The sequence below is a fragment of the Microbacterium californiense genome, from assembly GCF_047246625.1.
In the GTDB taxonomy this organism is placed as follows: Bacteria; Actinomycetota; Actinomycetes; order Actinomycetales; family Microbacteriaceae; genus Microbacterium.
The window spans coordinates 320,351-344,965 of the sequence record NZ_JBFOKQ010000002.1 but is presented as its reverse complement, the minus strand read 5'-3'; the positions used below and the strand labels follow the sequence as shown (position 1 = coordinate 344,965).

At 71.0% G+C, this 24,615-nt stretch carries 26 protein-coding genes and 1 tRNA gene; 20 read left to right on the top strand and 7 right to left on the bottom strand.

The window, feature by feature from the left end; genetic code table 11:
- Positions 1 to 68: 68 nt before the first annotated feature.
- Genes AB3M82_RS12955 through AB3M82_RS12945 form a run of 3 tightly spaced genes read left to right on the top strand, consistent with a single transcriptional unit; the run spans position 69 to position 4,019 of the window.
- Positions 69 to 2,177: an ABC transporter ATP-binding protein gene (locus tag AB3M82_RS12955; protein ID WP_412958352.1), complete on the top strand. Its 2,109-nt coding sequence runs from the start codon at positions 69 to 71 to the stop codon at positions 2,175 to 2,177.
- Positions 2,153 to 3,712 carry a hypothetical protein gene (locus AB3M82_RS12950; RefSeq protein WP_412958351.1) on the top strand — a complete coding sequence of 520 codons (1,560 nt, stop codon included), beginning with the start codon at positions 2,153 to 2,155 and terminating at the stop codon, positions 3,710 to 3,712. The genes AB3M82_RS12955 and AB3M82_RS12950 overlap by 25 nt, the downstream gene beginning before the upstream one ends.
- A gap of 40 nt (positions 3,713 to 3,752) precedes the next feature.
- Positions 3,753 to 4,019 (top strand): DUF3039 domain-containing protein, encoded by a 267-nt coding sequence (locus AB3M82_RS12945; RefSeq protein ID WP_045256059.1) that lies wholly within the window; start codon positions 3,753 to 3,755, stop codon positions 4,017 to 4,019.
- Between the two features lie 9 nt (positions 4,020 to 4,028).
- Here AB3M82_RS12945 and AB3M82_RS12940 read toward each other — a convergent pair whose 3' ends face one another.
- Positions 4,029 to 5,354 (bottom strand): nicotinate phosphoribosyltransferase, encoded by a 1,326-nt coding sequence (locus AB3M82_RS12940; protein WP_412958349.1) that lies wholly within the window; start codon positions 5,352 to 5,354, stop codon positions 4,029 to 4,031.
- 59 nt (positions 5,355 to 5,413) lie between these two features.
- On the opposite strand from AB3M82_RS12940, the gene murI reads away from it, so the two are divergent.
- The 4 genes from murI (at position 5,414) to AB3M82_RS12920 (ending at position 8,633) form a co-directional block, all read left to right on the top strand.
- Entirely contained in the window at positions 5,414 to 6,250 is an 837-nt protein-coding gene (gene murI, locus AB3M82_RS12935; RefSeq protein WP_412958347.1) for a glutamate racemase, read from the top strand.
- Between the two features lie 30 nt (positions 6,251 to 6,280).
- Positions 6,281 to 7,018, top strand: coding sequence for a ribonuclease PH (gene rph / locus AB3M82_RS12930; RefSeq protein ID WP_412958346.1), 738 nt, complete (start codon positions 6,281 to 6,283; stop codon positions 7,016 to 7,018).
- 2 nt (positions 7,019 to 7,020) lie between these two features.
- The gene (gene rdgB, locus AB3M82_RS12925; protein WP_412958345.1) at positions 7,021 to 7,614 is read left to right on the top strand and encodes an RdgB/HAM1 family non-canonical purine NTP pyrophosphatase; all 594 of its coding nucleotides are present in this window, start codon (positions 7,021 to 7,023) and stop codon (positions 7,612 to 7,614) included.
- Between the two features lie 98 nt (positions 7,615 to 7,712).
- On the top strand, positions 7,713 to 8,633 hold the full coding sequence (locus AB3M82_RS12920) for a cation diffusion facilitator family transporter (protein ID WP_412958344.1): 921 nt from the start codon (positions 7,713 to 7,715) through the stop codon (positions 8,631 to 8,633).
- A gap of 8 nt (positions 8,634 to 8,641) precedes the next feature.
- Here AB3M82_RS12920 and ligD read toward each other — a convergent pair whose 3' ends face one another.
- Complete coding sequence (gene ligD, locus AB3M82_RS12915; RefSeq protein WP_412958343.1) at positions 8,642 to 10,636, bottom strand: non-homologous end-joining DNA ligase; 1,995 nt, start codon at positions 10,634 to 10,636, stop codon at positions 8,642 to 8,644.
- 57 nt (positions 10,637 to 10,693) lie between these two features.
- On the opposite strand from ligD, the gene ku reads away from it, so the two are divergent.
- Complete coding sequence (ku, locus tag AB3M82_RS12910; RefSeq protein WP_412958342.1) at positions 10,694 to 11,536, top strand: non-homologous end joining protein Ku; 843 nt, start codon at positions 10,694 to 10,696, stop codon at positions 11,534 to 11,536.
- Positions 11,537 to 11,596: 60 nt separating this feature from the next.
- Here ku and AB3M82_RS12905 read toward each other — a convergent pair whose 3' ends face one another.
- Together AB3M82_RS12905 and AB3M82_RS12900 are read right to left on the bottom strand one after the other, a co-directional pair.
- Positions 11,597 to 12,364, bottom strand: a complete 768-nt coding sequence (locus tag AB3M82_RS12905; RefSeq protein WP_412958341.1) for a DedA family protein — start codon at positions 12,362 to 12,364, stop codon at positions 11,597 to 11,599.
- A gap of 82 nt (positions 12,365 to 12,446) precedes the next feature.
- Positions 12,447 to 12,528 (bottom strand) — tRNA-Leu (locus tag AB3M82_RS12900).
- Positions 12,529 to 12,665: 137 nt separating this feature from the next.
- Here AB3M82_RS12900 and AB3M82_RS12895 point away from each other — a divergent pair.
- The 7 genes from AB3M82_RS12895 to AB3M82_RS12865 are packed head-to-tail and all read left to right on the top strand — an operon-like array spanning position 12,666 to position 17,118.
- Positions 12,666 to 13,862, top strand: coding sequence for a TadA family conjugal transfer-associated ATPase (locus AB3M82_RS12895; RefSeq protein ID WP_412958340.1), 1,197 nt, complete (start codon positions 12,666 to 12,668; stop codon positions 13,860 to 13,862).
- Entirely contained in the window at positions 13,859 to 14,713 is an 855-nt protein-coding gene (locus AB3M82_RS12890) for a type II secretion system F family protein (RefSeq protein ID WP_412958339.1), read from the top strand. The genes AB3M82_RS12895 and AB3M82_RS12890 overlap by 4 nt, the downstream gene beginning before the upstream one ends.
- Entirely contained in the window at positions 14,701 to 15,648 is a 948-nt protein-coding gene (locus AB3M82_RS12885) for a type II secretion system F family protein (protein WP_412958338.1), read from the top strand. Before AB3M82_RS12890 ends, AB3M82_RS12885 begins: the two co-directional genes overlap by 13 nt.
- A 23-nt stretch (positions 15,649 to 15,671) precedes the next feature.
- A complete protein-coding gene (locus tag AB3M82_RS12880) occupies positions 15,672 to 15,869 on the top strand; it encodes a hypothetical protein (RefSeq protein WP_412958337.1) in 198 nt (65 codons plus the stop codon).
- Positions 15,870 to 15,915: 46 nt separating this feature from the next.
- Positions 15,916 to 16,278, top strand: coding sequence for a TadE/TadG family type IV pilus assembly protein (locus AB3M82_RS12875; RefSeq protein WP_412958336.1), 363 nt, complete (start codon positions 15,916 to 15,918; stop codon positions 16,276 to 16,278).
- Entirely contained in the window at positions 16,241 to 16,702 is a 462-nt protein-coding gene (locus AB3M82_RS12870; RefSeq protein WP_412958335.1) for a TadE family protein, read from the top strand. Before AB3M82_RS12875 ends, AB3M82_RS12870 begins: the two co-directional genes overlap by 38 nt.
- The gene (locus tag AB3M82_RS12865; RefSeq protein WP_412958334.1) at positions 16,699 to 17,118 is read left to right on the top strand and encodes a pilus assembly protein TadG-related protein; all 420 of its coding nucleotides are present in this window, start codon (positions 16,699 to 16,701) and stop codon (positions 17,116 to 17,118) included. The genes AB3M82_RS12870 and AB3M82_RS12865 overlap by 4 nt, the downstream gene beginning before the upstream one ends.
- Before the next feature lie 24 nt (positions 17,119 to 17,142).
- Here the strand turns inward: AB3M82_RS12865 and AB3M82_RS12860 are convergent, their stop codons facing one another.
- The gene (locus AB3M82_RS12860; protein WP_412958333.1) at positions 17,143 to 17,283 is read right to left on the bottom strand and encodes a hypothetical protein; all 141 of its coding nucleotides are present in this window, start codon (positions 17,281 to 17,283) and stop codon (positions 17,143 to 17,145) included.
- A gap of 126 nt (positions 17,284 to 17,409) precedes the next feature.
- Here AB3M82_RS12860 and AB3M82_RS12855 point away from each other — a divergent pair, with 126 nt between their 5' ends.
- Positions 17,410 to 17,943 (top strand): hypothetical protein, encoded by a 534-nt coding sequence (locus AB3M82_RS12855; protein WP_412958332.1) that lies wholly within the window; start codon positions 17,410 to 17,412, stop codon positions 17,941 to 17,943.
- A gap of 119 nt (positions 17,944 to 18,062) precedes the next feature.
- On the opposite strand, the gene AB3M82_RS12850 is transcribed toward AB3M82_RS12855, so the two are convergent.
- Positions 18,063 to 19,301 (bottom strand): MFS transporter, encoded by a 1,239-nt coding sequence (locus AB3M82_RS12850; protein ID WP_412958596.1) that lies wholly within the window; start codon positions 19,299 to 19,301, stop codon positions 18,063 to 18,065.
- Positions 19,302 to 19,385: 84 nt separating this feature from the next.
- On the opposite strand from AB3M82_RS12850, the gene prfB reads away from it, so the two are divergent.
- A complete protein-coding gene (gene prfB / locus AB3M82_RS12845) occupies positions 19,386 to 20,495 on the top strand; it encodes a peptide chain release factor 2 (RefSeq protein ID WP_412958331.1) in 1,110 nt (369 codons plus the stop codon).
- A gap of 75 nt (positions 20,496 to 20,570) precedes the next feature.
- On the opposite strand, the gene AB3M82_RS12840 is transcribed toward prfB, so the two are convergent.
- The gene (locus AB3M82_RS12840) at positions 20,571 to 21,833 is read right to left on the bottom strand and encodes a DUF2510 domain-containing protein (RefSeq protein ID WP_412958330.1); all 1,263 of its coding nucleotides are present in this window, start codon (positions 21,831 to 21,833) and stop codon (positions 20,571 to 20,573) included.
- Between the two features lie 189 nt (positions 21,834 to 22,022).
- Between AB3M82_RS12840 and ftsE the strand changes: the two genes are divergently transcribed.
- From ftsE to smpB, 3 genes are all read left to right on the top strand, one after another.
- Complete coding sequence (ftsE, locus tag AB3M82_RS12835; RefSeq protein ID WP_412958329.1) at positions 22,023 to 23,111, top strand: cell division ATP-binding protein FtsE; 1,089 nt, start codon at positions 22,023 to 22,025, stop codon at positions 23,109 to 23,111.
- Entirely contained in the window at positions 23,108 to 24,022 is a 915-nt protein-coding gene (gene ftsX, locus AB3M82_RS12830; RefSeq protein ID WP_412958328.1) for a permease-like cell division protein FtsX, read from the top strand. The genes ftsE and ftsX overlap by 4 nt, the downstream gene beginning before the upstream one ends.
- Positions 24,023 to 24,137: 115 nt before the next feature.
- Positions 24,138 to 24,614, top strand: a complete 477-nt coding sequence (gene smpB, locus AB3M82_RS12825; RefSeq protein ID WP_412958327.1) for an SsrA-binding protein SmpB — start codon at positions 24,138 to 24,140, stop codon at positions 24,612 to 24,614.
- Position 24,615 lies beyond the last annotated feature (1 nt).

Sequence of the window (24,615 nt, the reverse complement as noted above, 5' to 3'; positions counted from 1 at the left end):
GTATCGGTTTCCCACAGGGATGTGACGGCTCGCCCGCGGCACTCAGGCGCCGTTGGTACCGTAGGACGGTGACTGCTTCCCCTGACGACCGCACCGAACAGGTGGACGACTCCGCGACCGCCTCCGACGCGTCGGCGGGGAAGCTCACGACCCCGTCGCGCGACGCGAAGACGCCGGCGAAGAAGGCTCCAGCCAAGAAGGCGCCTGCCGCGAAGACCCCTGCCGCGAAGACCCCTGCCGCGAAGACCCCTGCCGCGAAGACCCCGGCTGCGAAGACCCCGGCCGGGAGGGCTTCGGCCGGGAAGGCGCCGGCGAGCAGGACTCCGGCCGCCCCGAGCGCGACGGAGCGCCCTGCGGCGCAGGATGCCGCAGTCGAGGCGTCCGTGGCCGCGCCGCGCGCGTCGGCCGAGAAGGCGGCTCCGTCGGCGGACCTGATCGCCGAGCCGGCGGCCCCGCGCCTCGACGTGCCGAGCACGCCGCGTGCGCCCCGGACGACGGGCGCCGGTGCCGCGGGCACGGCGGCGAAGACCGCTGCGGCGAGGACCGCGGCGGCGAAGAAGGCGGCGGCGGCCAAGACCGCGGGAACGACGTCCGCCCCGAAGACGACCCCGAAGACCGCGGCGAAGTCGACCGGCGCGGATGTCGAGGGTGCGAAGGCGCCGGCGGCGAAGACCGCGGCGGCGAAGAAGGCCGCGTCGACGGGCTCCGCGAAGACGGCCGCGGCGAAGAGCACGGCCGCGCGGACCAGTGCGGCCAAGACGGCGGCGGCGAAGACCGCGGCGGCGAAGGCGTCCGCGGCGAAGACCTCCGCGCGTACGGCCGCCTCGCGCGCCGCGGCGACCAAGACGGCCGCGGCCCGCACCGCGGCGGCGAAGACGGCGGCCGCCCGCGCCGCGGCCGAGCACGAGACGGTCACCGCCGCCGATTCCGTGTTGACGGATGAGACACAGCAGACCGCGGCTCCGGTCGAGATCGACGAGATCCGCGAGCTGCCGACGGTCGAGACCCCCGCGGATTCCTCGGCGCAAGCGCCGATCGCGACTCCCGAGCCGGTCGTCGCCGAGCCCGTCGCCGAGCCCGTGGCTGCAGAGCCGGTCATCGCCGAGCCGGTCGCCGAGCCTGAGCCGGCCGGGGAGCCCGTCGGCGCCGAGCCCGAGCCCGTCGAGGAGCGCGTCGTCGAGGAGCCCCTCGTCGCCGAGCCCGTGGTCGAAGAGCCGGTCGTGGCGGAAGAGCCGGTCGTGGCGGAAGAGCCGGTCGTGGCGGAGCCCGTGGTCGAAGACCCTGTCGTCGCGGAGCCCGCCGCGGAAGAGCCCGTCGCCGCCGAGCCGCAGGGCACGGATGCTGCCGCGCCGACGGCATCCGATGTCGGGGCCGCGCCGGCCCCCGCCCCCGCTCCCTCCGCCGACCTCGGCTCCGCCGCCGAGGCGATCCGCATCCGGGGCCTGGTCAAACACTTCGGCGACAACCACGCGGTGCACGGCATCGACCTCACCGTGCCGGCCGGGTCGTTCTACGGCGTCGTGGGTCCGAACGGGGCGGGCAAGACGACCACCCTCTCGATCGTCGCGGGCCTGTTGCGCGCCGACGCGGGTTCCGTGACCATCTGCGGCATCGACCAGGCGTCCGACCCGCTCGCGGCCAAGCGCGTGATGGGAGTGCTGCCCGACCGGCTGCGCACCTTCGACCGGCTGACCGGCCGCCAGCTGCTCTACTACTACGGGCTCCTCCGCGGCCTCTCCTCCGACGTCATCGAGAAGCGGGCCGCCGACCTCGCCCGCGCGTTCGACCTGGGCGACGCGCTCGGGCGCGTGGTGTCGGATTACTCCGCCGGCATGACGAAGAAGGTCATGCTCGCGGGTGCGATGATCCACTCGCCGCGCGTGCTCGTCCTCGACGAGCCGTTCGAGTCCGTCGACCCGGTGTCCTCGGCCGTCATCCTCGACATCCTGCGGGCCTACGTCGCCCACGGCGGCACGGTGATCCTCTCGAGCCACGGCATGGATCTCGTCGAGCGGGTGTGCTCGCGGGTCGCGATCATCGTCGACGGCGAAGTCCTCGCCGAGGGCACCATCGACGAGGTGCGCGCAGGGCAGACCCTCGAGGCGCGCTTCGTCGAGCTCTCCGGCGGCATCGGCGAGGTGGAGGGGCTCGAGTGGCTGCACACGTTCTCCGACTGAGGCTCGCGCTGCTGGTCGGTTCCCTGCGGGGGGAGCGACGGCTGCGGTCGATCGTCTCCCTGGTCGTCGTCGTCGCGATCACGGTTCTCGTCTGCCTCGCGGTGCACACCCTCACCGACGCGCCCCTCGCGGTCGCCCGCACCGTGACGGTGCTGGGCGGGGCCGCGATCATGCTCGGCTTCCTGATCGGCCCGGTGCTCGTCGGCGCCGCCGACCCGCTCGATCCGCGGCGGTTCGCCGTCTTCGGCGTGGACGAGCGGCGGATGCCGGGGATCCTCGCTCTGGCCTCGCTCGTCAGCGTCCCGAGCCTCGCGGTGCTCGCGGTGTCGGCGACCACGTGCGCGACCGCCGTCTCGCTGGGCGCCCCGTGGCCCCTCGCAGTGCTGCTGACGCTCCTCGGCATGCTGAGCACGGTCCTCGTGGCGCGCATCGGCATGGCCGTCAACGCGGTGCTCCTGCCCGAACGCCGCTCGCGAGAGCTCACGGCGATCTTCGCGCTCGCGGTGCTGGTCGTGGCCTTCCCCGTCGCCGTCTTCCTCGCGTCGTTCCGGTGGGACGGTCACGTGCCGCGCACGCTCCTCGCTCTGACTGACGTGATGGCGGAGACTCCCTTCGGTGCCGCTCCGGGAGCGCTGTTCCCGATCGACGACGAGGCCGCCGCCTGGGTCAGCGCCGCCGTCGCGGTGGTGACCGCCGTCGCCCTCTGGGCGCTGTGGTCCTGGCTCGTCCGCCTCCTCCTCACGACGACCGAGCGACCGGTCGCCGCGCGCGAACGCACGGGCCTCGGCTGGTTCGGTCTGCTCCCCTCGAACGCGTTCGGCGCCATCGCGGCGCGCAGCCTCGTCTACTGGCTCCGCGACCGGCGATACATCGTGAACGTCATCGTGGTCCCGATCGCCGGTGTGCTCACGGTGCTGCCGCTGCTCGTGGCGGGCGTGCCGCTGGAGATCGCGGCTCTCGTGCCCGTCCCCGTGATGGCGCTGTTCTTCGGGTGGCTGCCGCACAACGACGTGGCCTACGACTCCACCGCCCTCTGGACGCACGTGGCGAGCGGCGTCCGCGGGCTCCCCGATCGTCTCGGCCGGCTGGTGCCGGTGCTGCTGGTGGCGATCCCGGTGCTCGCGATCTCGGTGCCCCTGACCCTGATGATCATCGACGACTGGCACCTGCTGCTGCCCTTCACCGGCGTCGCGGCCAGCCTGCTGTTCTCCGCGCTCGGGATCTCGAGCATCGTGTCGGCCGTCGCGCCGTACGCCGTGTCGCGACCGGGCGACAGCCCGTTCCAGCAGCCCCAGCGGCCGACCTCGCACGGCATCTACGGTCCGGCCGCGGCCTTCTTCGGAGCCGTGATCGTGAGCGCTCCGACGATCTGGCTCTTCGGGTCGACGGTCATCGACGGCGACGCCGCCTCGGCAGCGACGTTCTGGACCGGTCTCGGCGTCGGTCTCGGCGTCTTCGCCGTGGGCGCGGCGGTCGGCGGGTACATCTTCGAGCGCAGTGGCGCGAGGCTCATGGAGTTCGTCGAGACGGCATGACTCCGCCCCGCGCGCGCCGGGTCACGGCTAGAATCCTGGAATGAGTACTCCGCTGGACAGCCCCGATCAGGGCGGCGTGACAACGCTTGATCGCGAACTGGAAGAGCTCCTCCGGGAGGAGAACCTCGAACCGGGCGACCATGAGCGCTTCTCCCACTATGTGAAGAAGGACAAGATCCTCGAGTCCGCGATCACCGGGAAGCCGGTGCGCGCGCTGTGCGGCAAGAAGTGGACCCCCGGGCGCGACCCCGAGAAGTTCCCGATCTGCCCCACGTGCAAGGAGATCTACGAGTCGATGGTCGGCTGACCGACGCGCTCAGGCGACGTCGACGTAGACCGTCGGGATCGCCGGGTCGGACTTGCTCAGCGCGAGAGCGCGCACGGGCAGCTCCTCCCGCACCCGCAGGTGGTGCGCCCGCGCGGCAGCCGTGCCCGGGACGCCCTCGTGCGCGTCGTCGATGTCGCCGTTGTCGACGAGCGTGACCTGCAGCGGCCGGCCGTCTGCCGTCATGCTCGGAGACTCCAGCTGCTCGAATCCGTCCGCGACGAGGATGGTCTCCGCACTGGCGACGCCGTCCTCGTGGGTGCGGAACGCCGCCTTCCGCCCGCCGTGCGACGCCTTGTCGGCGGAGGCCTTGGCGACGCCGATCCAGGAGCCCGCGGCATCCTGTCGGGCGACGAGCTTGTAGACCATGCTCGCCGTCGGATACCCGGACCCGGTGACGACCGAGGTGCCGACCCCGTAGGCGTCGACCGGGGATGCAGCCAGCGCGGCGATGGCGTACTCGTCGAGGTCGCTCGTCACGGTGATGCGGGTGGACGTGGCTCCGAGCTCGTCGAGCTGCGCCCGCACGTCCGCGGCGACGATCGGCAGGTCGCCCGAGTCGATCCGCACGCCGCCGAGACCCGTGCCGGCGACGCGGATCGCGGTCTCGACGCCCGTGCGGATGTCGTAGGTGTCGACGAGGAGCGTGGTGCCGGTGCCGAGGCTCTCGATCTGCGAGCGGAAGGCGTCCTCCTCGGACTCGTGCAGCAGCGTCCACGAGTGGGCGGCGGTGCCCATCGTCGGGATGCCCCAGGTGCGGCCTGCCTCGAGGTTGCTCGTCGAGCCGAAGCCGCCGATGTACGCCGCCCGCGCCGCGGCGACCGCCGAGCGCTCCGCCGCGCGCCGGGAGCCCATCTCGGCGAGCGGGCGCTCACCCGCGGCGAGGCTCATGCGGGACGCGGCGGTCGCGACCGCGGAGTCGTGGTTGAGCACGCTCAGGGCGAGCGTCTCGAGCACCACGGCGTCGGCGAAGCTGCCCTCGACCGTCAGCACGGGGGACCCGGGGAAGTAGAGCTCGCCCTCGCGGTAGCCGCGGATCGTGCCGGAGAAGCGGTAGTCCTCGAGGTAGCGCAGGGAAACGGCATCCACCACGTCGTTGTCGCGGAGGAAGCGCAGCTCGTCGTCGCCGAACCGGAAGTCGCGGAGCAGGCCGAGCAGTCGGCCGGTGCCGGCGACCACCCCGAATCGCCGTCCGCCGGAGAGGCGGCGGGAGAAGAGCTCGAACACGCTCGGGCGCGAGGCCGTGCCGTCCCGCAGCGATGCCGCCAGCATCGTGAGCTCGTAGCGGTCGGTGAGCAGCGCCGTCGAGGTCGTCATCCGCTCAGCTTAGTGAGGCGAGGCGGCCGCGGTCCTGCGCACGAGTAGGCTGGGGAGTCATGAACGACGCGCCGATCGGTATCTTCGACTCCGGTGTCGGCGGGCTCACGGTGGCACGGGCCATCCGCGCCCAGCTGCCCCGCGAATCGTTCGTCTACATCGGCGACACCGCGCACTCGCCCTACGGGCCGAAGCCGATCGCCGACGTGCGGCGCTACTCCCTCGAGGTGCTCGACACCCTCGTCGACCAGGGTGTGAAAATGCTCGTCATCGCGTGCAACACCGCATCCGCCGCCATGCTGCGCGACGCCCGCGAGCGCTACGACGTGCCCGTCGTCGAGGTCATCGGTCCGGCCGTCCGGCGGGCGGTCTCCACGACCCGCAACGGCCGCGTCGGGGTCATCGGCACGGTCGGCACCATCGGCTCCCGGGCCTACCAGGACATGCTCGAGGTGAACGAGCAGCTGCAGGTCTTCACCGCCGCCTGTCCGCGCTTCGTCGAGTTCGTCGAAGCCGGCATCACCGGGACGCCCGAGGTGCTGGCGACCGCCGAGGAGTACCTCGCGCCGTTGCGCGACGCGGGCGTCGACACGCTCGTGCTGGGCTGCACCCACTACCCGTTCCTCCGCGGTGCCATCAGCTACGTGATGGGGGAGGGGGTCACTCTCGTCTCCAGCGACGATGAGACCGCCGGTGACGTGTACCGCCAGCTCGTGCGCGGCGACTCGCTCGCGTCGCCCGATGCGACGGCTCGGTACGTCTACGAGGCGACCGGAGACTCCGCCGCCGACTTCACCGCGCTCGCGAACCGCCTGATGGGCCATGAGGTCCGCGACGTGCAGCTCGTCCAGACCGGCGTGATCCACCTTCCCGAATCCCTGTCCGAACGCCGCTGAGGCGTCCCCGCATCCGACCGAAGGAACTCCATGTCTGACATCGTCCGCGCCGACGGCCGCACCCCGGATCAGCTCCGGGAGATCACGATCGAGCGCGGATGGAGCTCGCACGCCGAGGGCTCCGCGCTGATCAGCTTCGGAAACACCAAGGTGCTGTGCACCGCCTCGTTCACCAACGGCGTCCCGCGCTGGCTGACCGGCAAGGGCAAGGGGTGGGTGACCGCCGAGTACGCGATGCTCCCGCGCGCGACCAACAGCCGCAACGACCGCGAGAGCGTGAAGGGCCGCATCGGCGGGCGCACCCACGAGATCTCCCGCCTCATCGGCCGGGCGCTGCGCGCCGTGGTCGACACGAAGGCGCTGGGCGAGAACACGATCGTGATCGACTGCGACGTGTTGCAGGCCGACGGCGGCACGCGCACGGCGGCGATCACGGGCGCGTACGTCGCGCTGGCGGATGCGATCGAGTGGGGTCGCGACAAGAAGTTCATCGGGAAGAACTCCACTCCGCTGCGGGATTCGGTCGCCGCCGTCTCGGTGGGCATCATCGACGGCGAGCCCATGCTCGATCTGGCATATGTGGAGGACGTGCGGGCCGAGACCGACATGAACGTCGTCGTCACGGGCCGCGGCCTGTTCGTCGAGGTGCAGGGCACGGCCGAGGGGGCGCCGTTCGACAAGCGCGAGCTCGACGCGCTGCTCGATCTCGGTGTGAACGGATGCGCGGACCTGCGCACGCGCCAGCTCGCCGCGCTGGCGGCGGAGTGACCATGAAGGTCGTGCTCGCGACGCACAACCCGCACAAGGTCGCCGAGTTCCAGCAGATCGTCGCGCGCACGCGCCCTGATCTCGAGATCGTCGGCTACGACGGTCCCGAGCCGGTGGAGGACGGCGTGACCTTCGCCGAGAACGCGCTGATCAAGGCGCGGGCCGCCTCGGCGCATACCGGCCTTGCGGCGGTGGCCGACGACTCGGGCATCTGCGTCGACGTGCTGGGCGGCTCCCCCGGCGTCTTCTCGGCCTACTGGGCGGGACAGCGGAAGGATGCTGCCGCCAACCTCGCCCTCCTGCTCGACCAGCTGCGCGACATTGCCGACCCGCATCGGACCGCGCACTTCTCCTCGACCATCGCCCTCGTGACCCCGGACGGCCGCGAGCGGGTCGTGGTCGGGAACTGGCCGGGGCGTCTGGCGCACGAGCCCGCGGGCGACGGCGGCTTCGGCTACGACCCGGTGTTCATCCCGGACGGCCAGCCCGCCGACGCGGAGCGCACGGTGGGTCAGTTCACCGACGAGGAGAAGCAGGCGCAGTCCCACCGCGCCCGGGCCTTCGAGCACTTGGTGCCCCTCCTCGCCGAGCTCTGAACACGCGCCGCGGCACCGTGCTGAGACTGGTTCTCGTTACCCTTCCCGACTAGCCGGAAACCGCCGACGAAGGCCGGAACCCGGTCTAGCCTGAAGGCATGCACGACCACGCGCCGCGTCCCGACGGCATCCGCTCGGCGAGCCATCGCCGCCTGCTGACGATCTCGCTGTGCCTCACCGCGACCATCATGATCGTGCAGGTCGTGGGCGCGGTCCTCACCGGGTCGCTGGCGCTCCTCGCCGACGCGGCGCACATGTTCACCGACGCCTCCGCCCTGGTGATCGCCCTCATCGCGGCGGCCGTGGCCGCACGCCCGGCCGACGATCGACGCACCTTCGGCTATCAGCGCGCCGAGGTGTTCGGCGCCCTCATCAACGCCGTGATCCTGATCCTGCTCGCCGGCTGGGTCGGCGTCGAGGCCGTCGGCCGTCTCGTGGACCCCACGGACACCGAGGTAGCGGGGCCGCTCATGCTCGCGGTCGCCGTCGTGGGCCTGCTCGCGAACGCCGTCTCGATGTGGCTGCTGAGCCGGGCGCAGCGCACGAGCATCAACGTGCGCGGCGCGTACCTCGAGGTGATGGGCGACCTCATCGGCTCGGCGGCGGTGATCGTCGCCGCGATCGTGATCGTGAGCACGGGATGGATGCCGGCGGATGCCATCGCCTCGCTGTTCATCGCGGTGATGATCATCCCGCGAACGGTCTCGCTGCTCCGGGAGGTGTTCTCGGTGCTGTCGGAGTCCGCGCCGAAGGGGACGGCGGTCAGTGACATCCGCACCCACCTGCTCGGATACGAGGGCGTGCGAAGCGTGCACGACGTGCACGTGTGGCAGCTCACCCGCGGGGCGCCGGTCTTCAGCGCGCACGTGACGGTCGACCCGGCGCTGCTCGCGGACGGCCGTTCGACCCGGCTCCTGGCCGACATGCAGGGCTGCCTCGCCGAGCACTTCGACGTCGCGCACTCGACCTTCCAGATCGAGGCGGCCGAGTCGCCGGACTGCGCCCCGCACCACGCCTGACGCCGAGGTCAGCTCTCGCGCACGATGTCGTCGGGCGACTTGTCCGGACGCAGACCCCGCCAGCGGGCGTGCCGCAGCACCCCGTCCGGCGTCCAGTTGGCGAACTCGACCTCGCCGACGAGCTCGGGGCGCACCCACTGGGCGTCGGAGGCGTCGGGCGAGGGGACGCCGTCGAGGGGCGGCTCGTTCGTCCGCAGCGGATCGAGCTGCGCGAGCAGGTCGCGCAGGATGCGGTCGGTGAACCCCGAGCCGACCCGGCCGACGTAGCGCAGCGGGCTGCCGGGCTCGTCGCGCACGGCCAGCAGGAGCGAGCCGAGCGTGCGCTCGCGATCGCCCTTCCCGGGGCGGATGCCGACGATCACCGCCTCCTGCGTGCGGGTGTGCTTGAGCTTGAGCCACGCGGGGGAGCGTGTACCGGGACGGTAGCGGGAGGCGGGGTCCTTGACGACCACTCCCTCCAGCCCGAACTCGCCGCTGGCGGCGAGGGCCGCGTCGACGTCGTCGAAGACCGGCGGCACCTGAATCGGCGCGTCGAGGTCGGCGACCAGCTCTTCCAGCAGACTCCGCCGCTGACGCAGCGGCAGGGCGGTCAGGTCGTGTCCGTCGAGGCGGAGCAGGTCGAAGAGCATGTACACGATGGGGGTGCGGACGACCTCCCGCTCGATCTCGCGCGGCCGGGTCAGGTGCATCCGGTTCTGCAGGAGCGAGAAGCTCGGCCGGCCCTCGGCATCGAACGCGACGACCTCGCCGTCGACCACGGCGTCGGATGCGGGGAGGAAGGGCGCACCGTCCGCGGTGAGCTCGGGGTAGCGCGCCGTGATGTCGGTGCCGCTGCGCGCGTGCAGGTGCATCCGTCCGGCATCCCAGGTGCCGATCGCGCGGATGCCGTCCCACTTGACCTCCACCCACGACGGCGTGCTCAGGCGCCGTGCGATCGCCGGGGTGCCGTTCTCGGCGAGCATCGGGCGGATGCCGGCGGCCGTCGCGCCGGGGGCGAGCGGCGGAGCCGAGGAGAGCGGGGTGGCCGCGGTCCGGGTACTCCGCCGCCGCGCCGGTGCGGCACGGGGCGCCAGCGGCGGGGGCGCCGGCTCCGTGGGGATCGGCGCGGCTTCCGCGGGGGCGGAGAGCGTCGGGAGGGGTGCAATCCCCGCAGCCGCACGGGCGAGCACCTCGTCGAACTCGAGGTGCGCGAGGTCCGGGTCGTCGAGCTCCTCCCAGGTGCGGGGCGCAGCGACCCACGGGCGAGACCGACCTCGGAGCGAATACGGCGAGATCGTGGTCTTCTTGCCGTTGTTCTGGCTCCAGTCGAGGAACACGCGGCCGCCGCGGACTGCCTTCGACATGGTGCTCGTCGCGAGGTCGGGATGCTCGTTCTCGATCAGCCGGGCGATCTCCTTGACCACGGCCGAGATCTCGGCGCTGGTCTGCGCCCCCGGGAGCGCGGCGTACAGGTGGATGCCCTTGCTCCCGCTCGTCACCGGCTGCGGGTCGAGACCGATGCCGGTCAGAAGGGTGCGGGCCATGCGCGCCACGACCGCGCACTCGGCGAGGCCGACGCCGGGGCCCGGGTCGAGGTCGAGCACGAGGCGGTCGGGGCGACCGGGGAGCCCGTCGTCGGCGAACCGCCATTGCGGGACGTGCAGTTCGATGGCCGCCACCTGCGCCAGCCACACGAGGGTGGGCACGTCCTCGACCAGCGGGTAGTCCTTCGGGCCGTCCGAGTGCTCGATCGCGTGGCGGGGGATCCAGTCGGGCGCGCCTGGCTCGAGCTGCTTCGTGAAGAAGGCGTCAGCCGGAGCATCCGCGGTGCCCACGCCCTCGACCCAGCGCTTGCGGGTGACGGGGCGTCCGGCGACGAGCGGGAGCAGCTGCGGCGCGATGGCGGAGTAGTAGGCGATGATCTCGCCCTTGGTCGTGCCGGTCTCGGGGTAGACGACCTTGTCGAGGTTCGTGACGCGCAGCCGGCGACCCTCGACCTGGACGATCTGACCCTCTGCGACCATGAGGCCAGCGTAGTCAAGGGCTGGTCGCGGCTCGTGCGGCTGGTGTTCACTGGGGGCATGAGAACCATCTGGAAGGGCGCGCTGACCTTCGGCCTCGTGAACGTGCCGGTCAAGGTCTACTCGGCGACGGAGGACCACGACGTGCCGCTGCACCAGGTGCACGACAAGGACGGCGGGCGCATCCGCTACCAGCGCACGTGCGAGATCTGCGGCGAGACGGTGGCGTACTCCGACATCGACAAGGCGTACGTCGACGACGGGCACACCGTGGTGCTCACGAAGGACGACCTGGCGGCCCTGCCGTCGGAGAAGAGCCGCGAGATCGACGTGGTCGAGTTCGTGCCGACCGAGCAGGTCGATCTGCTGACGCTCGACAAGCCTTACTACCTCGAGCCCGATTCGAAGTCGCCCAAGGCGTACGTGCTGCTGCGCAAGACGCTCGAGCAGAGCGACCGCACCGCGATCGTGCGCTTCACGCTGCGGCAGAAGACCCGGCTCGCGGCGCTGCGGGTGCGCGGCGACGTGCTGGTGCTGCAGACGCTGCTGTGGGCCGACGAGGTGCGCGAGGTCGACTTCCCGGCGCTGAAGGAGGACGTGCGGATCTCGAAGAAGGAGCTCGAGCTCTCGCAGTCGCTCGTGGAGAGCTACTCGAGCGACTTCGACCCCGAGGAGTTCGTCGACGAGTACCAGAAGGAGCTCCGCACCCTCATCGACGCCAAGATCGACGCGGGCGAGGGCTTCGACGCGTCGGATGCCTTCGGCGAGGCCGAGGAGGGCACGAGCGGCGAGGTCATCGACCTGATGGAGGCCCTGCGGGCGAGCGTCGCGAAGTCGAAGGAGAAGCGGGCGTCGAAGGACGAGGGCTCGAAGAAGCCCGCGCCCAAGAAGAAGACCGGCTGAGACGACGAGAGCGGATGCCGCGGCCCGAGGCCCCGCATCCGCTCTGTGTGCGGTCGTGCGTCAGTGCTTGCCGTCGCCGTCGAAGTCGGGCGCGCGGTCGAAGACCTCGGGGTCGAGCGCCAGCTCCTCCGCTTCGATGGCGTCCGTCGTGACGTCTTCCCCGGCGGCGGCCGCCTTCCTCGCCTTGTAGCGCTCGGCGAGGTAGTGGTACAGGGTGACGAGCGCGGTACCAGCCACCGCAGCCAACAGGATCAGGTCGATGTACTCCACGACGATGTCGCGGATCCACGGGATATAGGCGATGAGGAAGCCGATCATCGTGAGGCCGAAGCCCCAGATCATGGCGCCGATGAAGTTGTAGAGCGTGTAGCGGCGCCACGGCATGTGGCCGACACCGGCCGCGACGGGGGCGAAGGTGCGCACGATCGGAACGAAGCGGGCGAGGATGACGGTCACACCTCCGAAGCGCTCGAAGAAGGCGTTGGTGCGCTCGACGTTCCGTTTGCTGAAGAGTCCGGACTCCTTGCGTTCGAAGATCGCCGGCCCGCCCTTGTGTCCGATGAAATACCCCACTTCGCCTCCCACGAAGGCGGAGACCGCGATAAGCAGTGACACCACCCAGATGTTCACGCCGAAGACGTTGTTCGTGTGGGTGAGCAGTCCAGCGATGATCAGGAGGGTGTCACCGGGAAGGAGGAACCCGACGAGCAGACCGGTCTCCGCGAAGATGATGAAGCACACCACCAGGAGAGCCCAGGGGCCCGCCCACTCGATGATGTTCGCCGGGCTGAGCCAGTCCGGCAGGAACGCTGTGGGAGCGTGAAGCATGAGTTCGAACACTTGAGGGTTCCCGTCGATCGTCATAGGCGGCGGTGAGGCATGTCGGACGCGCGGGGGTGCGGCCGATCGGTGCGGAAGGTGGGACTTGAACCCACACGCCCTGGGGCACAGGAACCTAAATCCTGCGTGTCTGCCAATTCCACCACTCCCGCGCGGTGGCAACAGTCTACTGAACGGCGAGGCCCGTGATTCTGGGGATCGACCCGCAGTCCGCGGACCCGCGCCGGGTCGCGACCACCCTGTGGATAACTTCCGCGGGGCGCGGGGAATTGTTGCGAGGATGCTCGGCGTGAATCCACCCGCTCTCGCCGTCGCCGAACGCGTCCGGCTCCGCCTGCGGCGCGAGGGCACCGATCCGTCGGTCGAGCCCGCGGCCGCCCGTCGGGTCGCGGAGGCCGAGGTGCGTCGCCACAACGATCTCGCGCTGGCACGGGGAGAGGCGCTGATCGACGACGAGGCGGGTTCGGTCCGCGACGTCATCGCCGCGGTCAGCGGATACGGCCCCCTGCAGCCGCTGCTGGACGATCCGGTGATCGAGGAGATCTGGATCAACGGCGGAGGAGGGGTGCACATCGCCCGCGGCGGCGTCGCCGAACGCACCGGACTCCGGCTGACGGACGCCGTGGTGCGCGACCTCGTCGAGCGGATGCTGCAGTCGACGGGCCGCCGCGTCGACATCAGCCAGCCCTTCGTCGACGCGTCGCTGACGGACGGCTCGCGGCTGCACGTCGCGATCGCCGACGTGGTGCGGGGCGGGTGGTCGGTCAACATCCGCAAGTTCCTTCCCGGGCACCGCTCCCTCGACGCTCTCGTCGCACAGGGTGCGCTGCCCGCCGAGGTCGCTCGAACTCTCGGCGACGCGATGCGGGCCGGGCGCAGCGTCATCGTGTCCGGTGCGACGCATGCGGGCAAGACGACGCTTCTGGGAGCACTGCTCGCGGCGTGCGCCTCGTCGCAGCGCATCATCACGGTGGAGGAGACGTTCGAGCTTGCCGTGGAGGGGCCCGACCTCGTCGCGCTCCAGGGGAGGCAGGCGAGCCTCGAGGGCACCGGCGCCATCACGTTGCGTCGGCTGGTCAAGGAAGCGCTGCGGATGCGGCCCGATCGACTGGTGGTCGGCGAGGTGCGAGACGCCGAGGCGCTCGACCTCGTCCTCGCGCTCAACACCGGCGTGCCCGGCGCCGCGACCGTGCACGCGAACTCCGCGAGCGAGGCGCTCGACAAGCTCACGCTCCTGCCGCTGCTCGCGGGCCGGAACATCGACCGGTCCTTCGTCGTGCCCGCGCTCGCCGCCGCGGTCGACCTGGTCGTCCACTGCGAACGCGACGTGCAGGGCCGTCGGAGGGTGCAGGAGGTCATCGCACCCACGGGCGAGGTCGTCGAAGGGCGCATCCGGACGCGGCAGATCTACGCCGCCCGGCGCGGTTCTCCCCGGGAGGGGAGCATCGAGACCGGAGCACCGACCCCAGGGGTGGGCGCCCCATGACTCTCCTGCTCGGGGCCCTCCTCGCCGCAGGCCTCCTGCTCGCCCTGTCGCCGTGGCTCTGGCCGGCGGGGATGCGCGGGGTGCGCCCCGCTCGCTGCGGCAGGTTGGCGCGCCTGGCCGAAGAGGCCGGTCTCTCCGCGACGCCCCGCAGCGTCGCAACGACGATCGTCGCATCGGGTGCGGCCGCCGCCGCGATGGCCTGGCTGCTGACGGGGCTGCCCGTGCTTGCGCTCCTCGCCGGAACGGCGGCGGCCGCGGCACCGGTCGCCCTCCTCCGGGCACGACGTACCCGGCTCCGTCGGCTCCGACGACAGATGTGGCCGGACGTGTGCGACCTGCTGATCGCGTCGATCCGCGTGGGTCTCTCCCTGCCCGACGCCGTCGCCGCGCTCGAGGAGTCCGCGCCGGCGATGCTGCGGCCGGCGTTCGTCGTGTTCGCCCAGGACGTGCGCGCCACGGGTCGCTTCGAGACCAGCCTGGACCGCCTCAAGGCGACGCTGGCCGATCCGATCGGCGACCGCATCATCGAGACCCTCCGCATGGCCCGGCAGGTGGGCGGGACCGAGCTCACCGCCGTGCTGCGCGCCCTCTCCGCATCGGTGCGGTCGGATGCCGCGCTGCGCGGCGAGGTCGAGGCGCGTCAGTCGTGGATCCGTGGCGCCGCTGTGCTCGGCGCCGTCGCTCCCTGGGTCATTCTCGGCCTGCTCGTCCTGCGGCCCGAGGGGGCGGAGGCGTACGGCACCCCCGAGGGCATGCTGGTGATCTGCGTCGGTGCCGGCGTCTCGACGCTGGCGTTCCGGATCATGGTGCGCATCGGACGCCTGCCCGAGCCACGGCGGTGGTTCGGGTGAACGCCGTCTCGACCCTCGCGGTGTCCGTCCTGCTCGGCGGGGGACTGGCCGGCGGCCTCCTCTGCCTGCCCGCGGCGATCCCTCGGTGGCGCGCGGAGTCGCTGGTCTGGCGGATCGCTCCCTACGTGCGCGACGTGGTTCCGGACGGCCGCCTGCCGAGCGGAGTGCTGCCGAGCGCCGGTGCCCTGCCCGTCGACGGACGCGCGCTCTGGCTCGAGGCGCAGCGCCTGCTCGAGCGCGTGCTCGGAGGGGGAGAGGCGCTCCGGCACAGGCTCGCGCAGGCCGGCGCCGCGCTTGATGCGTCGTCGTTCCGCGCGCGGCAGCTGGGCTGGACGGTCGCGGGGATCGGCACCGGGGCGGCGGTCGTCGTCGCGCTCGTGCTCGCGGGCCGGATGAGCGCCCCGGTGGCGCTGCTGCCCTTCCTCACCGGGGCTGGGGCCGGCGCCCTGTACGACGTGCAGCTCTCGGCGCGGGTGAAGGCCCGGCGGACACGGCTGAGCGATGAGCTCCCTACCACCCTGGAGTTCCTGGCGCTGTGCCTGTCGGCCGGCGAGGGCTTCTTCGACGCGGTGCGGCGCGTGTCGTCCGTCGGTTCCGGGGAGCTGACCGCGGAGCTCCGTGGTGTCGTGCTGGCCGTGGGAACGGGATCCCCGTTCGCCGGAGCGCTGAGCGAGATGGCGTCTCGGCTGCAGCTCGGCGGCCTCTCCCGCGCCGTCGACCAGATCACGGCGGCCATCGAGCACGGCGCCCCGCTCGCTGCGGTGCTGCAGGCTCAGGCCGTCGACGCGCGGGACGACGCCAAACGTCTGCTCATCGAGCAGTCCGGGCGCAAGGAGATCCTCATGCTGCTCCCGCTCGTGTTCCTCATCCTGCCGCTCTCCGTCCTGTTCGCCATCTACCCGGGCCTTTTCATCCTCCGACTGGGCATCGGCTGACCCCTCCAGAGAGGACCACCACCATGACGACGATCCGAAGAACCTCGCGACGTGCGCGCACGTGGCTGCACGCGCTGGCGCACGACGACCGGGGCGACGTGCCCGGGTGGGTGCTCGTCACACTCATGACGGCGGGGCTCGTCGTCCTGATCTGGGCGGTCGCGGGGCCGGCGCTCACCGCGCTGTTCGAGCAGGCGATCCAGCGCGTGTCCGGACTCTGACGTGCCACGGTCGCGCCTCCTGGCCGGACAGCGGGGATCCAGCCCGGTGGAGTTCGTGCTCGTGGGCACGCTGCTCACCGTGCTCACCCTCGCGGTCCTCCAGCTGGCGTTCGCGATCTACGTCCGCAACGTGGCGCACGATGCCGCGGTGGAAGGCGCCTACCACGCGGCACTGGCCGACACCTCGCTCGAGGACGGCGCCGAGCGCACGCGCCTCGTGCTGTCCCGCGCGATCGGCGCGTCGTATGCCGACGACATCGAGGTCCGCGCCATCGAGGCGGGCGAGCAGGACCTGATCCAGGTGACCGTCCGCGCGACGCTCCCGCTCATCGGCCTGATCGGTATCCCGTCCGCTCTGGAGGTGAATGCGTATGCTCCGGGGGAGAGTCTGGAAGCCGAGGCCGGATGACGACGGATCGGCGGCGCTCGAGTTCGTGACGGTCGGCGTGATCCTGCTGGTGCCTTTCGTCTACCTCGTGTTGATCCTCGGAGCGGTGCAGGAGCACGCCCTGGGCGTCGAGGCGGCGGCGCGGCACACGGCGCGCGCCCTGTCGGCCGGACCCGACCGGGAGACGGCCGCGGAGCGCGGCGAGAGGGTGCTCGACGGCGTGGCCGACGAATACGGCATCGACCGCGACTCGCTGACGGTCGAGATCGCGTGTCAGCCCGCCGGAACCCCGTGCCCCGCCTCGGGGAGCACGGTCACGGTGACGATCTCGGCGACGGTGCGCCTGCCCTTCGTGCCGCCGGTCTTCGGTCTCGAGAAAGCCGCCGTCATCCCGGTGGAGGCCACCTCGGTCCACAAGACCTCGCGGCTGTGGGACAGCGGATGACTGGCGACGCACGGCGGGACGAAGAGGGCAGCGTTCTGCTGCTCACCCTCGGCTACGTTCTGCTGGCGCTCGCCGCGGTGTGGGTCTGCGTCTCCGCCACCGACCTGTATCTCGCGCAGAAGCGGGTGGATGCCGTGGCGGATGCGGCCTCGCTCGCCGGGGCAGACGGGTTCGCGATCGTCTTGGGCGACGGGACCGTCCTCGCCGAGCTGACCGATGACGCGGTGCGCATCCAGGCCGCCGCGATCCTCGACGCGCATCCCGGCGATGTGCACCTGGTCGAGGCCAGCGCGCCCGACGGCACCTCGGCGCGCGTGACGGTCTCAGCGCTGTGGCATCCGCCGCTCTTCTCCCCGCTGATCCCCGACGGCCTGCTGCTGCGCGCCACCGCCACCACCCGGACGGCCCTGCAGTGACGTGACCCCGCGCCGGACCGGTCCTCAGCCCGCGTCGCCGTCCCGTTCCGCGCGCGGCACGAACCGGGGGATCCACCGCACGAAGCAGGCCGCGCCGACCAGTCCGATCGCGCCGATCACCGCTGCGGCGATCGGCAGCGACGCGACGGCCGTCACCGCCGACACCAGCAGCGGAGCGACGGCCCCTCCGGCATCCGTGTCCGCTCCACGCAGTTCAGGTGATCGTGAGTCCGAACGGGTCTCGTCGGGTACACGTCACGACCAACGATGTCGGCCGGTATGTAAAGCTCGATGAAGGAGGTGCACGTGCAAAGTGAACGAGAGCTGTCGAACGGCTACGACGTGACAATCTGGGGGAGGCGTGCACTCGTCGAGCCGCTGTCGCAGCTCGTAGGTGAGGTTCCCGCGCGCGCTGACGGATTGGGGTGGTTGCAGATCCTCGTCGACTTGATCGAGCAGCAAGGCCTGCGATGGCGTGAGCACGTCGATCCCGCGTCTGGATATCCGTTCCTTCCTCACGAGGACGGTATGCCTCCAGTGCCCCTGTCTGACCTGCGGGCCACGCAGGTGGACATGATGCTCGGCCACAGTCCGTTCGCCGACCGCTCTAATCTGTCGCTCAAGTTTCTAGGCACCGGCGCGGTCGTCATGCTCCTAGAAGTCTTCGCCGGACGTGTGCCTGGCATCGACGTGACGATCAGGATGGCTACGGCTGACGATAGATATGAATGGCGGTACAACGCCGGAGAACTTTCTGGGAGTGAGGTGCGCGCCGTGCTGCCACACGAGAGACCTCCAGCGGGCGCTGGGATCTCTGAGATCTGACGATCGCTCGAGCGGCATCGCGCTCTTCTCCCCGCTGATCCCCGACGGCGTGCTGCTGCGAGCCACCGCCACCACCCGAACGGCCCTGCAGTGAGAGCGTCGCCGCGTCGGACCGATCCTCAGCCCCCGTCGCCGCCGCGTTCCGCGCGGGGCACGAACCGCGGGATCCAGCGGACGAAGCCGACCGCTCCGATCAGCCCGATGGCGCCGATCACCGCCGCGGCGACCGGCAGCGACGCGACGGCGGTCACCGCCGACACCAGCAGGGGAGCGACGGCCCCTCCGGCATCCGTCAGCGTGCGCCACGACCCGAGGAAGGCCGCCGGCTCCTTCTTGGGAGCGACGTCCGCACCCAGCGTCAGGAGGATGCCGCTGGACAGGCCGTTCCCCACGCCGAGCAGCGCCGCGAACATGCCGAACCAGAGCACCGACGCCTCGAGATCGTGCGTCAGCGAGAGAGCGAGGAACCCGAGTCCCATGAGCACCATCGCGGGCATCGCCGCCCAGACGCGCCCGAAGCGGTCCATGACCTGGCCGCTCGCGTAGAAGAGGGCGAAGTCGATCGCCCCCGAGACGCCCACCACCAAGGCGATCGTCTGCGAGTCGAGCCCCAGCGAGAGGCCCCACAGCGGCAGGACCACCTGCCGCGCCGAGCGCACCGCAGACAGGGAGGCCGCGGCGAGCCCCAGCCGGCTCAGCACACTGCGCTGACGCCACATCGTGCGGAAGACCCCCGTCGGCGGCGTGACGGGGATGGCGCCGCTCACCGGCTCGCCCGTGTCTTCCGCGGTCGGAGTGCGGATGGCGGTGATCGCCGGAGGGATCGTCTTCTCGGGGTCCGGTCCGAAGAGCACGAGCACCACCATGACGGCGAGGCAGGCGAGGAAGAACCAGATGGCCGCCGTCTCCGACCCGAACAGCTGGAGGAGGCCCGCCGCGACGAACGGCCCGATGAAGATTCCCAGTCGGAAGCTGCCCCCGAGCAGCGACAGGGCCCGGGCGCGGAACGCCAGCGGAACGCGGGTGGTCATGAAGGCGTGCCGGGCGAGGCCGAAGGCGGCGGCGCAGAACCCCAGCACGAAGACGGATGCCGCCAGCACGCCGATCGAGGGAGCGAAGATGAGGCCCGCGGCCGAGGCCATCGCGATCACACCCGCGATCACCATCGTGAAGCGCTCGCCGATCCGGGCCACCGCCCACCCGGCCGGGAGGTTGCCGCACAGCTGCCCCACGACCAGGGCCGAGGCGACGAGAGCGGCGAACGCGACGTCCGCACCCATCTCCGACGCGATCACCGGGATGAGAGGGATCACCGCGCCCTCGCCGAGCGAGAAGAGGACGGTCGGCAGGTACACCATCGGTCCGAAACGTCTCAGGACCGTGGATGCGCTGCTCACCGTTCGAGGCTACTCCGGCGGCGAGACAGGATAGGCTCGTAGATCATGCTCGAACTCGATCTTTCCGCCGACATCCAGGCTCTCCGGCACACCTTCGGCGACATCAGCGAGGTCGTCGACGTCTCGCGTCTCCGCGACGAGATCGCCCGTCTCAGCGAGGAGGCCGGCGCGCCCGACCTCTGGGACGACACCGAGCGCGCGCAGAAGGTCACGAGCGCGCTGAGCCACCGGCAGGCCGAGCTGGCGCGCATCACGGGCATCGCCCAGCGCCTCGACGACCTCGAGGTCCTCGTCGACCTCGCGAACGAGATGGGCGACGAGGACTCCGCGCAGGAGGCCCGCAACGAGCTCGGCGCGCTGACCGACCTCATCAACCAGCTCGAGGTGCAGACGCTGCTCGACGGCGAGTACGACGAGCGCTCCGCGATCATCACCATCCGCTCGGGCGCGGGCGGCGACGACGCCACCGACTTCGCCGAGATGCTCATGCGCATGTACCTGCGCTGGGCGGAGCGTCACAAGTACCCGGTGAAGGTCATGGACACCTCCTACGCCGAGGGAGCGGGGATCAAGTCCGCGACGTTCGAGATCGACGCCCCGTACGCCTTCGGCACCGTCTCGGTCGAGGCCGGCACGCACCGCCTCGCCCGCATCAGCCCGTTCGGCTCGGCGGACAAGCGCCAGACGTCGTTCGCCGCCGTCGAGGTGATCCCGCTGATGGAGGAGGCGACCGAGGTCGACATCCCCGAGAACGACATCCGCGTCGACGTCTTCCGGTCGTCCGGTCCCGGCGGGCAGTCGGTCAACACCACCGACTCCGCTGTGCGCCTGACCCACCTCCCGACCGGCATCGTCGTCTCGATGCAGAACGAGAAGTCGCAGATCCAGAACCGCGCCGCAGCCATGCGCGTGCTCCAGACCCGGCTCCTGCTGCTGCAGAAGGAGCAGGAGGCGGCGAAGAAGAAGGAGCTCGCGGGCAACATCACCGCGAGCTGGGGCGACCAGATGCGGTCGTACTTCCTCTACGGCCAGCAGCTGGTGAAGGACCTCCGTACCGGCCACGAGTCGGGCAACCCCGCCGCCGTCTTCGACGGCGACCTGGACGGCTTCATCTCCGCCGGCATCCGCTGGCGCAAGCGCCGCGACGAGGATTGACCCTTCGAGCGAGCCCCGAACGACCAGCGCGCGGCCCCCGCATGGGGAACCGCGCGCTGTGTTTCCGACCGCAGGTCAGCGTGCGCTGGCCTCGATGGTCACCTCGGCCGCGTCCTGCAGCAGCTCGTCGGTGATGATGACGGTGTACGAGTCGCTCTGCGCGACGTCGAACGACAGGGAGCCCTGCAGGGCCTCGCCCGCCGCCAGCTCGCCCGACTCGAGGGTGGCATCGCTGAAGATGTCGTACATCCCCTCGTTGCCCTCGGCGTCGATGACCGTGAAGTAGAGCGGGTTCACGTGGGTGGTGCCCTCGACACCCTCCCAGGTGAGCTCGATCGTCAGGTACCCGCCGTTCTCCGCCTCGAAGCTCGATCCGTTGGTGGTGCCCCACGTGGCCGCGGTGATCGTGACCTCGCTCGTGCCGTCCATCTGCTGGATCGTCACGGGTTCGCCGAGCGTGCCCTCCTGCACGGTGCCCGAACCGAAGTCGTCGTCGGTCGTGCCGTCGTCCGATCCGATCGAGGGAGTGGGAGCCGACTCCGCGATGTCGATCGCCGTCTGGGTGAGTCCGACCGCGAGGTACACGAAGAACATGATGATGCCGACGATGGTTCCGAGCACGGAGACGCCGATACCGGTGATCCCCGGCCACTTCTTCCCCTTCAGGAACAGGGAGACGAGCGACACGACGAATCCGCCGACGAGGAGGATCCAGCCGAAGATCATCGTCACGGGGAAGCAGACGAGGATGGTGCCCACGGCGGCGAGCCCGAGCCCCACGAGTCCCACGATGGACATCGGCTTCGGCGTATCCACCGCGGCGCCGGGGTACATCCCGGGCGCACCGTACGGGCTCGGCGACCCGTATCCGGCACCGGGTCCCGAGGGCCCGGGGTACGCGCCCGGGGCAGAACCGGGGTACGCCGCGGGCGCCGAGCCGGGGTATGCCGCGGGTGCTGAGCCGGGGTACGCCGCGTATCCGGGGGACGGTGCCGCGTCGGGAGGGGTCACGGTCTCCGGGTACGACGTGGGCGCGCCGGGCGGGGTGTACGCGGGCGGCTCGACGGCTGCGTCGGCTGCGGTGCCGGGGAGCGCCGAGTCGGGATCGTCGATGACAGCGTCGACCTGGGCGGACGTCGGGACCTCCGGCGAGTCCGGGGCGGTGGTCTCGGGGGCGCTCGAGTCCGGGGAGACCGTGTCGTGAGAGGGAGTCTCGGGGGTGGGGGTCTCGGCCTCGGGCGACGGCACCTCCGGAGCGAAGTGCTCCGTCCACTGCTGGCCGTCCCACCAGCGCTGACGGCCCGAACCGTCGTCGTACCAGCCTGCAGGTGTCGTCATGGGATCCCCCTCGGAATGTGAGTGCGCCCCGCCGGACGCGGCCGGACACTCCATGTATAGCAGCGCCGCGCGCCGCTGCGGAGGGGGTGTGGATGGGGATGATTCCCCATCGAGCGCGATCTCCCGGCGTCGACGCCCCGGGGTGTCGCGCCCGGCCGGAGAGAACGGCGCGCATAGGCTCGTATGGCCATGATTCGGTTCGAGAACGTCACGAAACGCTACCGCGGGACGTCGAAGCCCGCCCTGTCCGGAGTCGACTTCGAAGTCCAGCGCGGGGAGTTCGTCTTCCTCGTCGGCGCCTCCGGCTCCGGGAAGTCCTCCTGCCTCCGCCTGATCCTCCGCGAGGACGTGCCCACCTCGGGCCGCGTCGCCGTGATGGGCCGCGATCTCCGCGCTCTGGCCAACCGGAAGGTCCCGTACTTCCGCCGGCACATCGGGTCGGTGTTCCAGGACTTCCGTCTGCTCCCGTCCAAGACGGTGTACCAGAACGTCGCGTTCACGCTGCAGGTGACCGGATCCTCCCGCGGATTCATCCAGCAGGCCGTGCCCGAGGCTCTCGCCCTGGTCGGCCTCGACGGCAAGCAGAAGCGCATGCCCCACGAGCTCTCGGGCGGCGAGCAGCAGCGCGTCGCGATCGCCCGCGCGCTCGTCAACCGCCCGCAGGTGCTGCTCGCCGACGAGCCCACCGGAAACCTCGACCCGGCGACGTCGGTCGACATCATGCAGCTCCTGGCCCGCATCAACGCCGGCGGCACGACCGTGCTGATGGCCACGCACGAGGCGGCCTTCGTGGATCAGATGCAGCGTCGCGTGATCGAGCTCCGCGAGGGCATCATGGTGCGCGACGAGGTGCACGGCGGCTACGGCGACACCTCGAACATCCCGCGGCTCGTGCCGGAGGAGGTGCGCGGGGCCGCCGCGACCGCGGCTCTGACCGCCGTGCAGGAGGTACAGCGCCAGACCGCCGACCTGTCGGTCGTCCGCGCCGCGCTCGCCGAGGAGCTCAGCGCGCAGCGCAAGGCCGCGGCATCCGCTCCCGCCCCGGAGATCCGGAAGCCGGCCGCCGACCCCCGACCGGTCACGACAGCGCCTCTCGCGTCTCGCCCCGCGTCGGACGACCGCCCCGCGCCGGAGGCGCCCGTCGAGGAGCAGCCGACCACCACCGGTCCGCGCACCCACCCGATCGTGCTTCCTCGGGTCGACGTCGCCGAGCTCGGCGTCGCCGACCGGCTCGGCCTGTCGGACGCCGACGACGAGGAAGTGGGGCCGACCTCATGAGAATCGGTCTGATCCTCACCGAGGCCCTCGTGGGCCTGCGCCGCAACCTCTCGATGGTGATCTCGGTGGTGCTCGTCACCTTCGTCTCCCTCACCTTCGTCGGGGCGGCGATCCTGATGCAGTCGCAGATCGGCGTCATGCGCGGGTACTGGAGCGAGCGCGCGCAGGTCGCGGTCTACATGTGCTCCTCGGTCTCCGAGTCCGACACGTGCGTCGACGGCGCCGCCAGCGAGGAGCAGGTGGAGTCGGTGCGCACCCAGCTGGAGGGCGACGCCCTCGCCCCGCTCATCAGCTCGGTCAGCTTCGACAGCAAGGAAGACACCTACGCCAAACTCGTCGAGCAGCTGGGGGAGGAGCAGGCGAGCGTCATCACGCCCGACCAGGCCTTCGAGGTGTTCTTCGTGACCATGAAGGACCCGGGTCAGTCGCAGGTGCTCTCCGAGGCGTTCAGCGGGCAGGCCGGCGTGCAGCAGGTGCAGGACCAGCTGCAGTACCTCGACCCGCTGTTCTCGGCGCTCACCGTGGCCACCTACATCGCCGTCGGGATCGCGGTGCTCATGCTGATCGCGGCGACCCTCCTGATCGCGACGACCATCCGTCTCTCCGCCTACGCCCGCCGCAAGGAGATCGGCATCATGCGGCTCGTGGGCGCCTCGAACCGGTTCATCCAGACGCCGTTCGTGCTGGAGGGCGTCTTCGCGGCGCTCCTCGGATCGGCTCTCGCGAGCGCCGCCGTGGTCGCGGGCGTGCACTTCGGTGTCAACGGCTACCTCCGCGGGCGGGTGCCGTTCATCACGACGTGGATCACGATGCAGGATGCCGCGTACGTGGTGCCGATCCTCATCGGCATCGGCGTCGTGCTCGCCGCCCTGTCGGCGGGATTCGCGATTCGCCGCTGGCTGCGCACGTAGTCCGACGGCATCCCTCGACTGGCCGCGTGCGGCTGCCGGAGGGTAGAGTGAAAGGCTGCTGTGCGCCCGCCCGGGGCTCCGGAGACACCGGCACAGCGCGGATCAGGAGTGCATCATGCCCAGGGAACGCGGGGAGAAGGTCATCGCGACCAATCGTCGCGCGCGTCACGACTACAACATCGAGAAGTCGTACGAGGCGGGGATGGTGCTCACCGGCACCGAGGTGAAGTCGCTGCGTCAGGGCCGCGCGAACCTCAGCGACGGCTATGCGTTCGTGAAGGGAAACGAGGTGTTCCTCGACTCCGTACACATCCCGGAGTACTCGCAGGGCCACTGGACCAACCACTCGGCCAAGCGCATCCGCAAGCTCCTGCTGCACCGCGAGGAGATCGCGAAGCTCGCCCACGCCGTCTCGGCGGGCGGGTACACGCTGATCCCGCTGCGGCTGTACTTCTCCGACGGTCGCGCCAAGGTCGAGATCGCCCTGGCGAAGGGCAAGCGCGAGTACGACAAGCGTCAGACCCTGCGCGAGCGTCAGGACACGCGCGAGGCAGAGCGCGCCATGCGGCTGCGCAATCGCGTCGGGGAGTGAC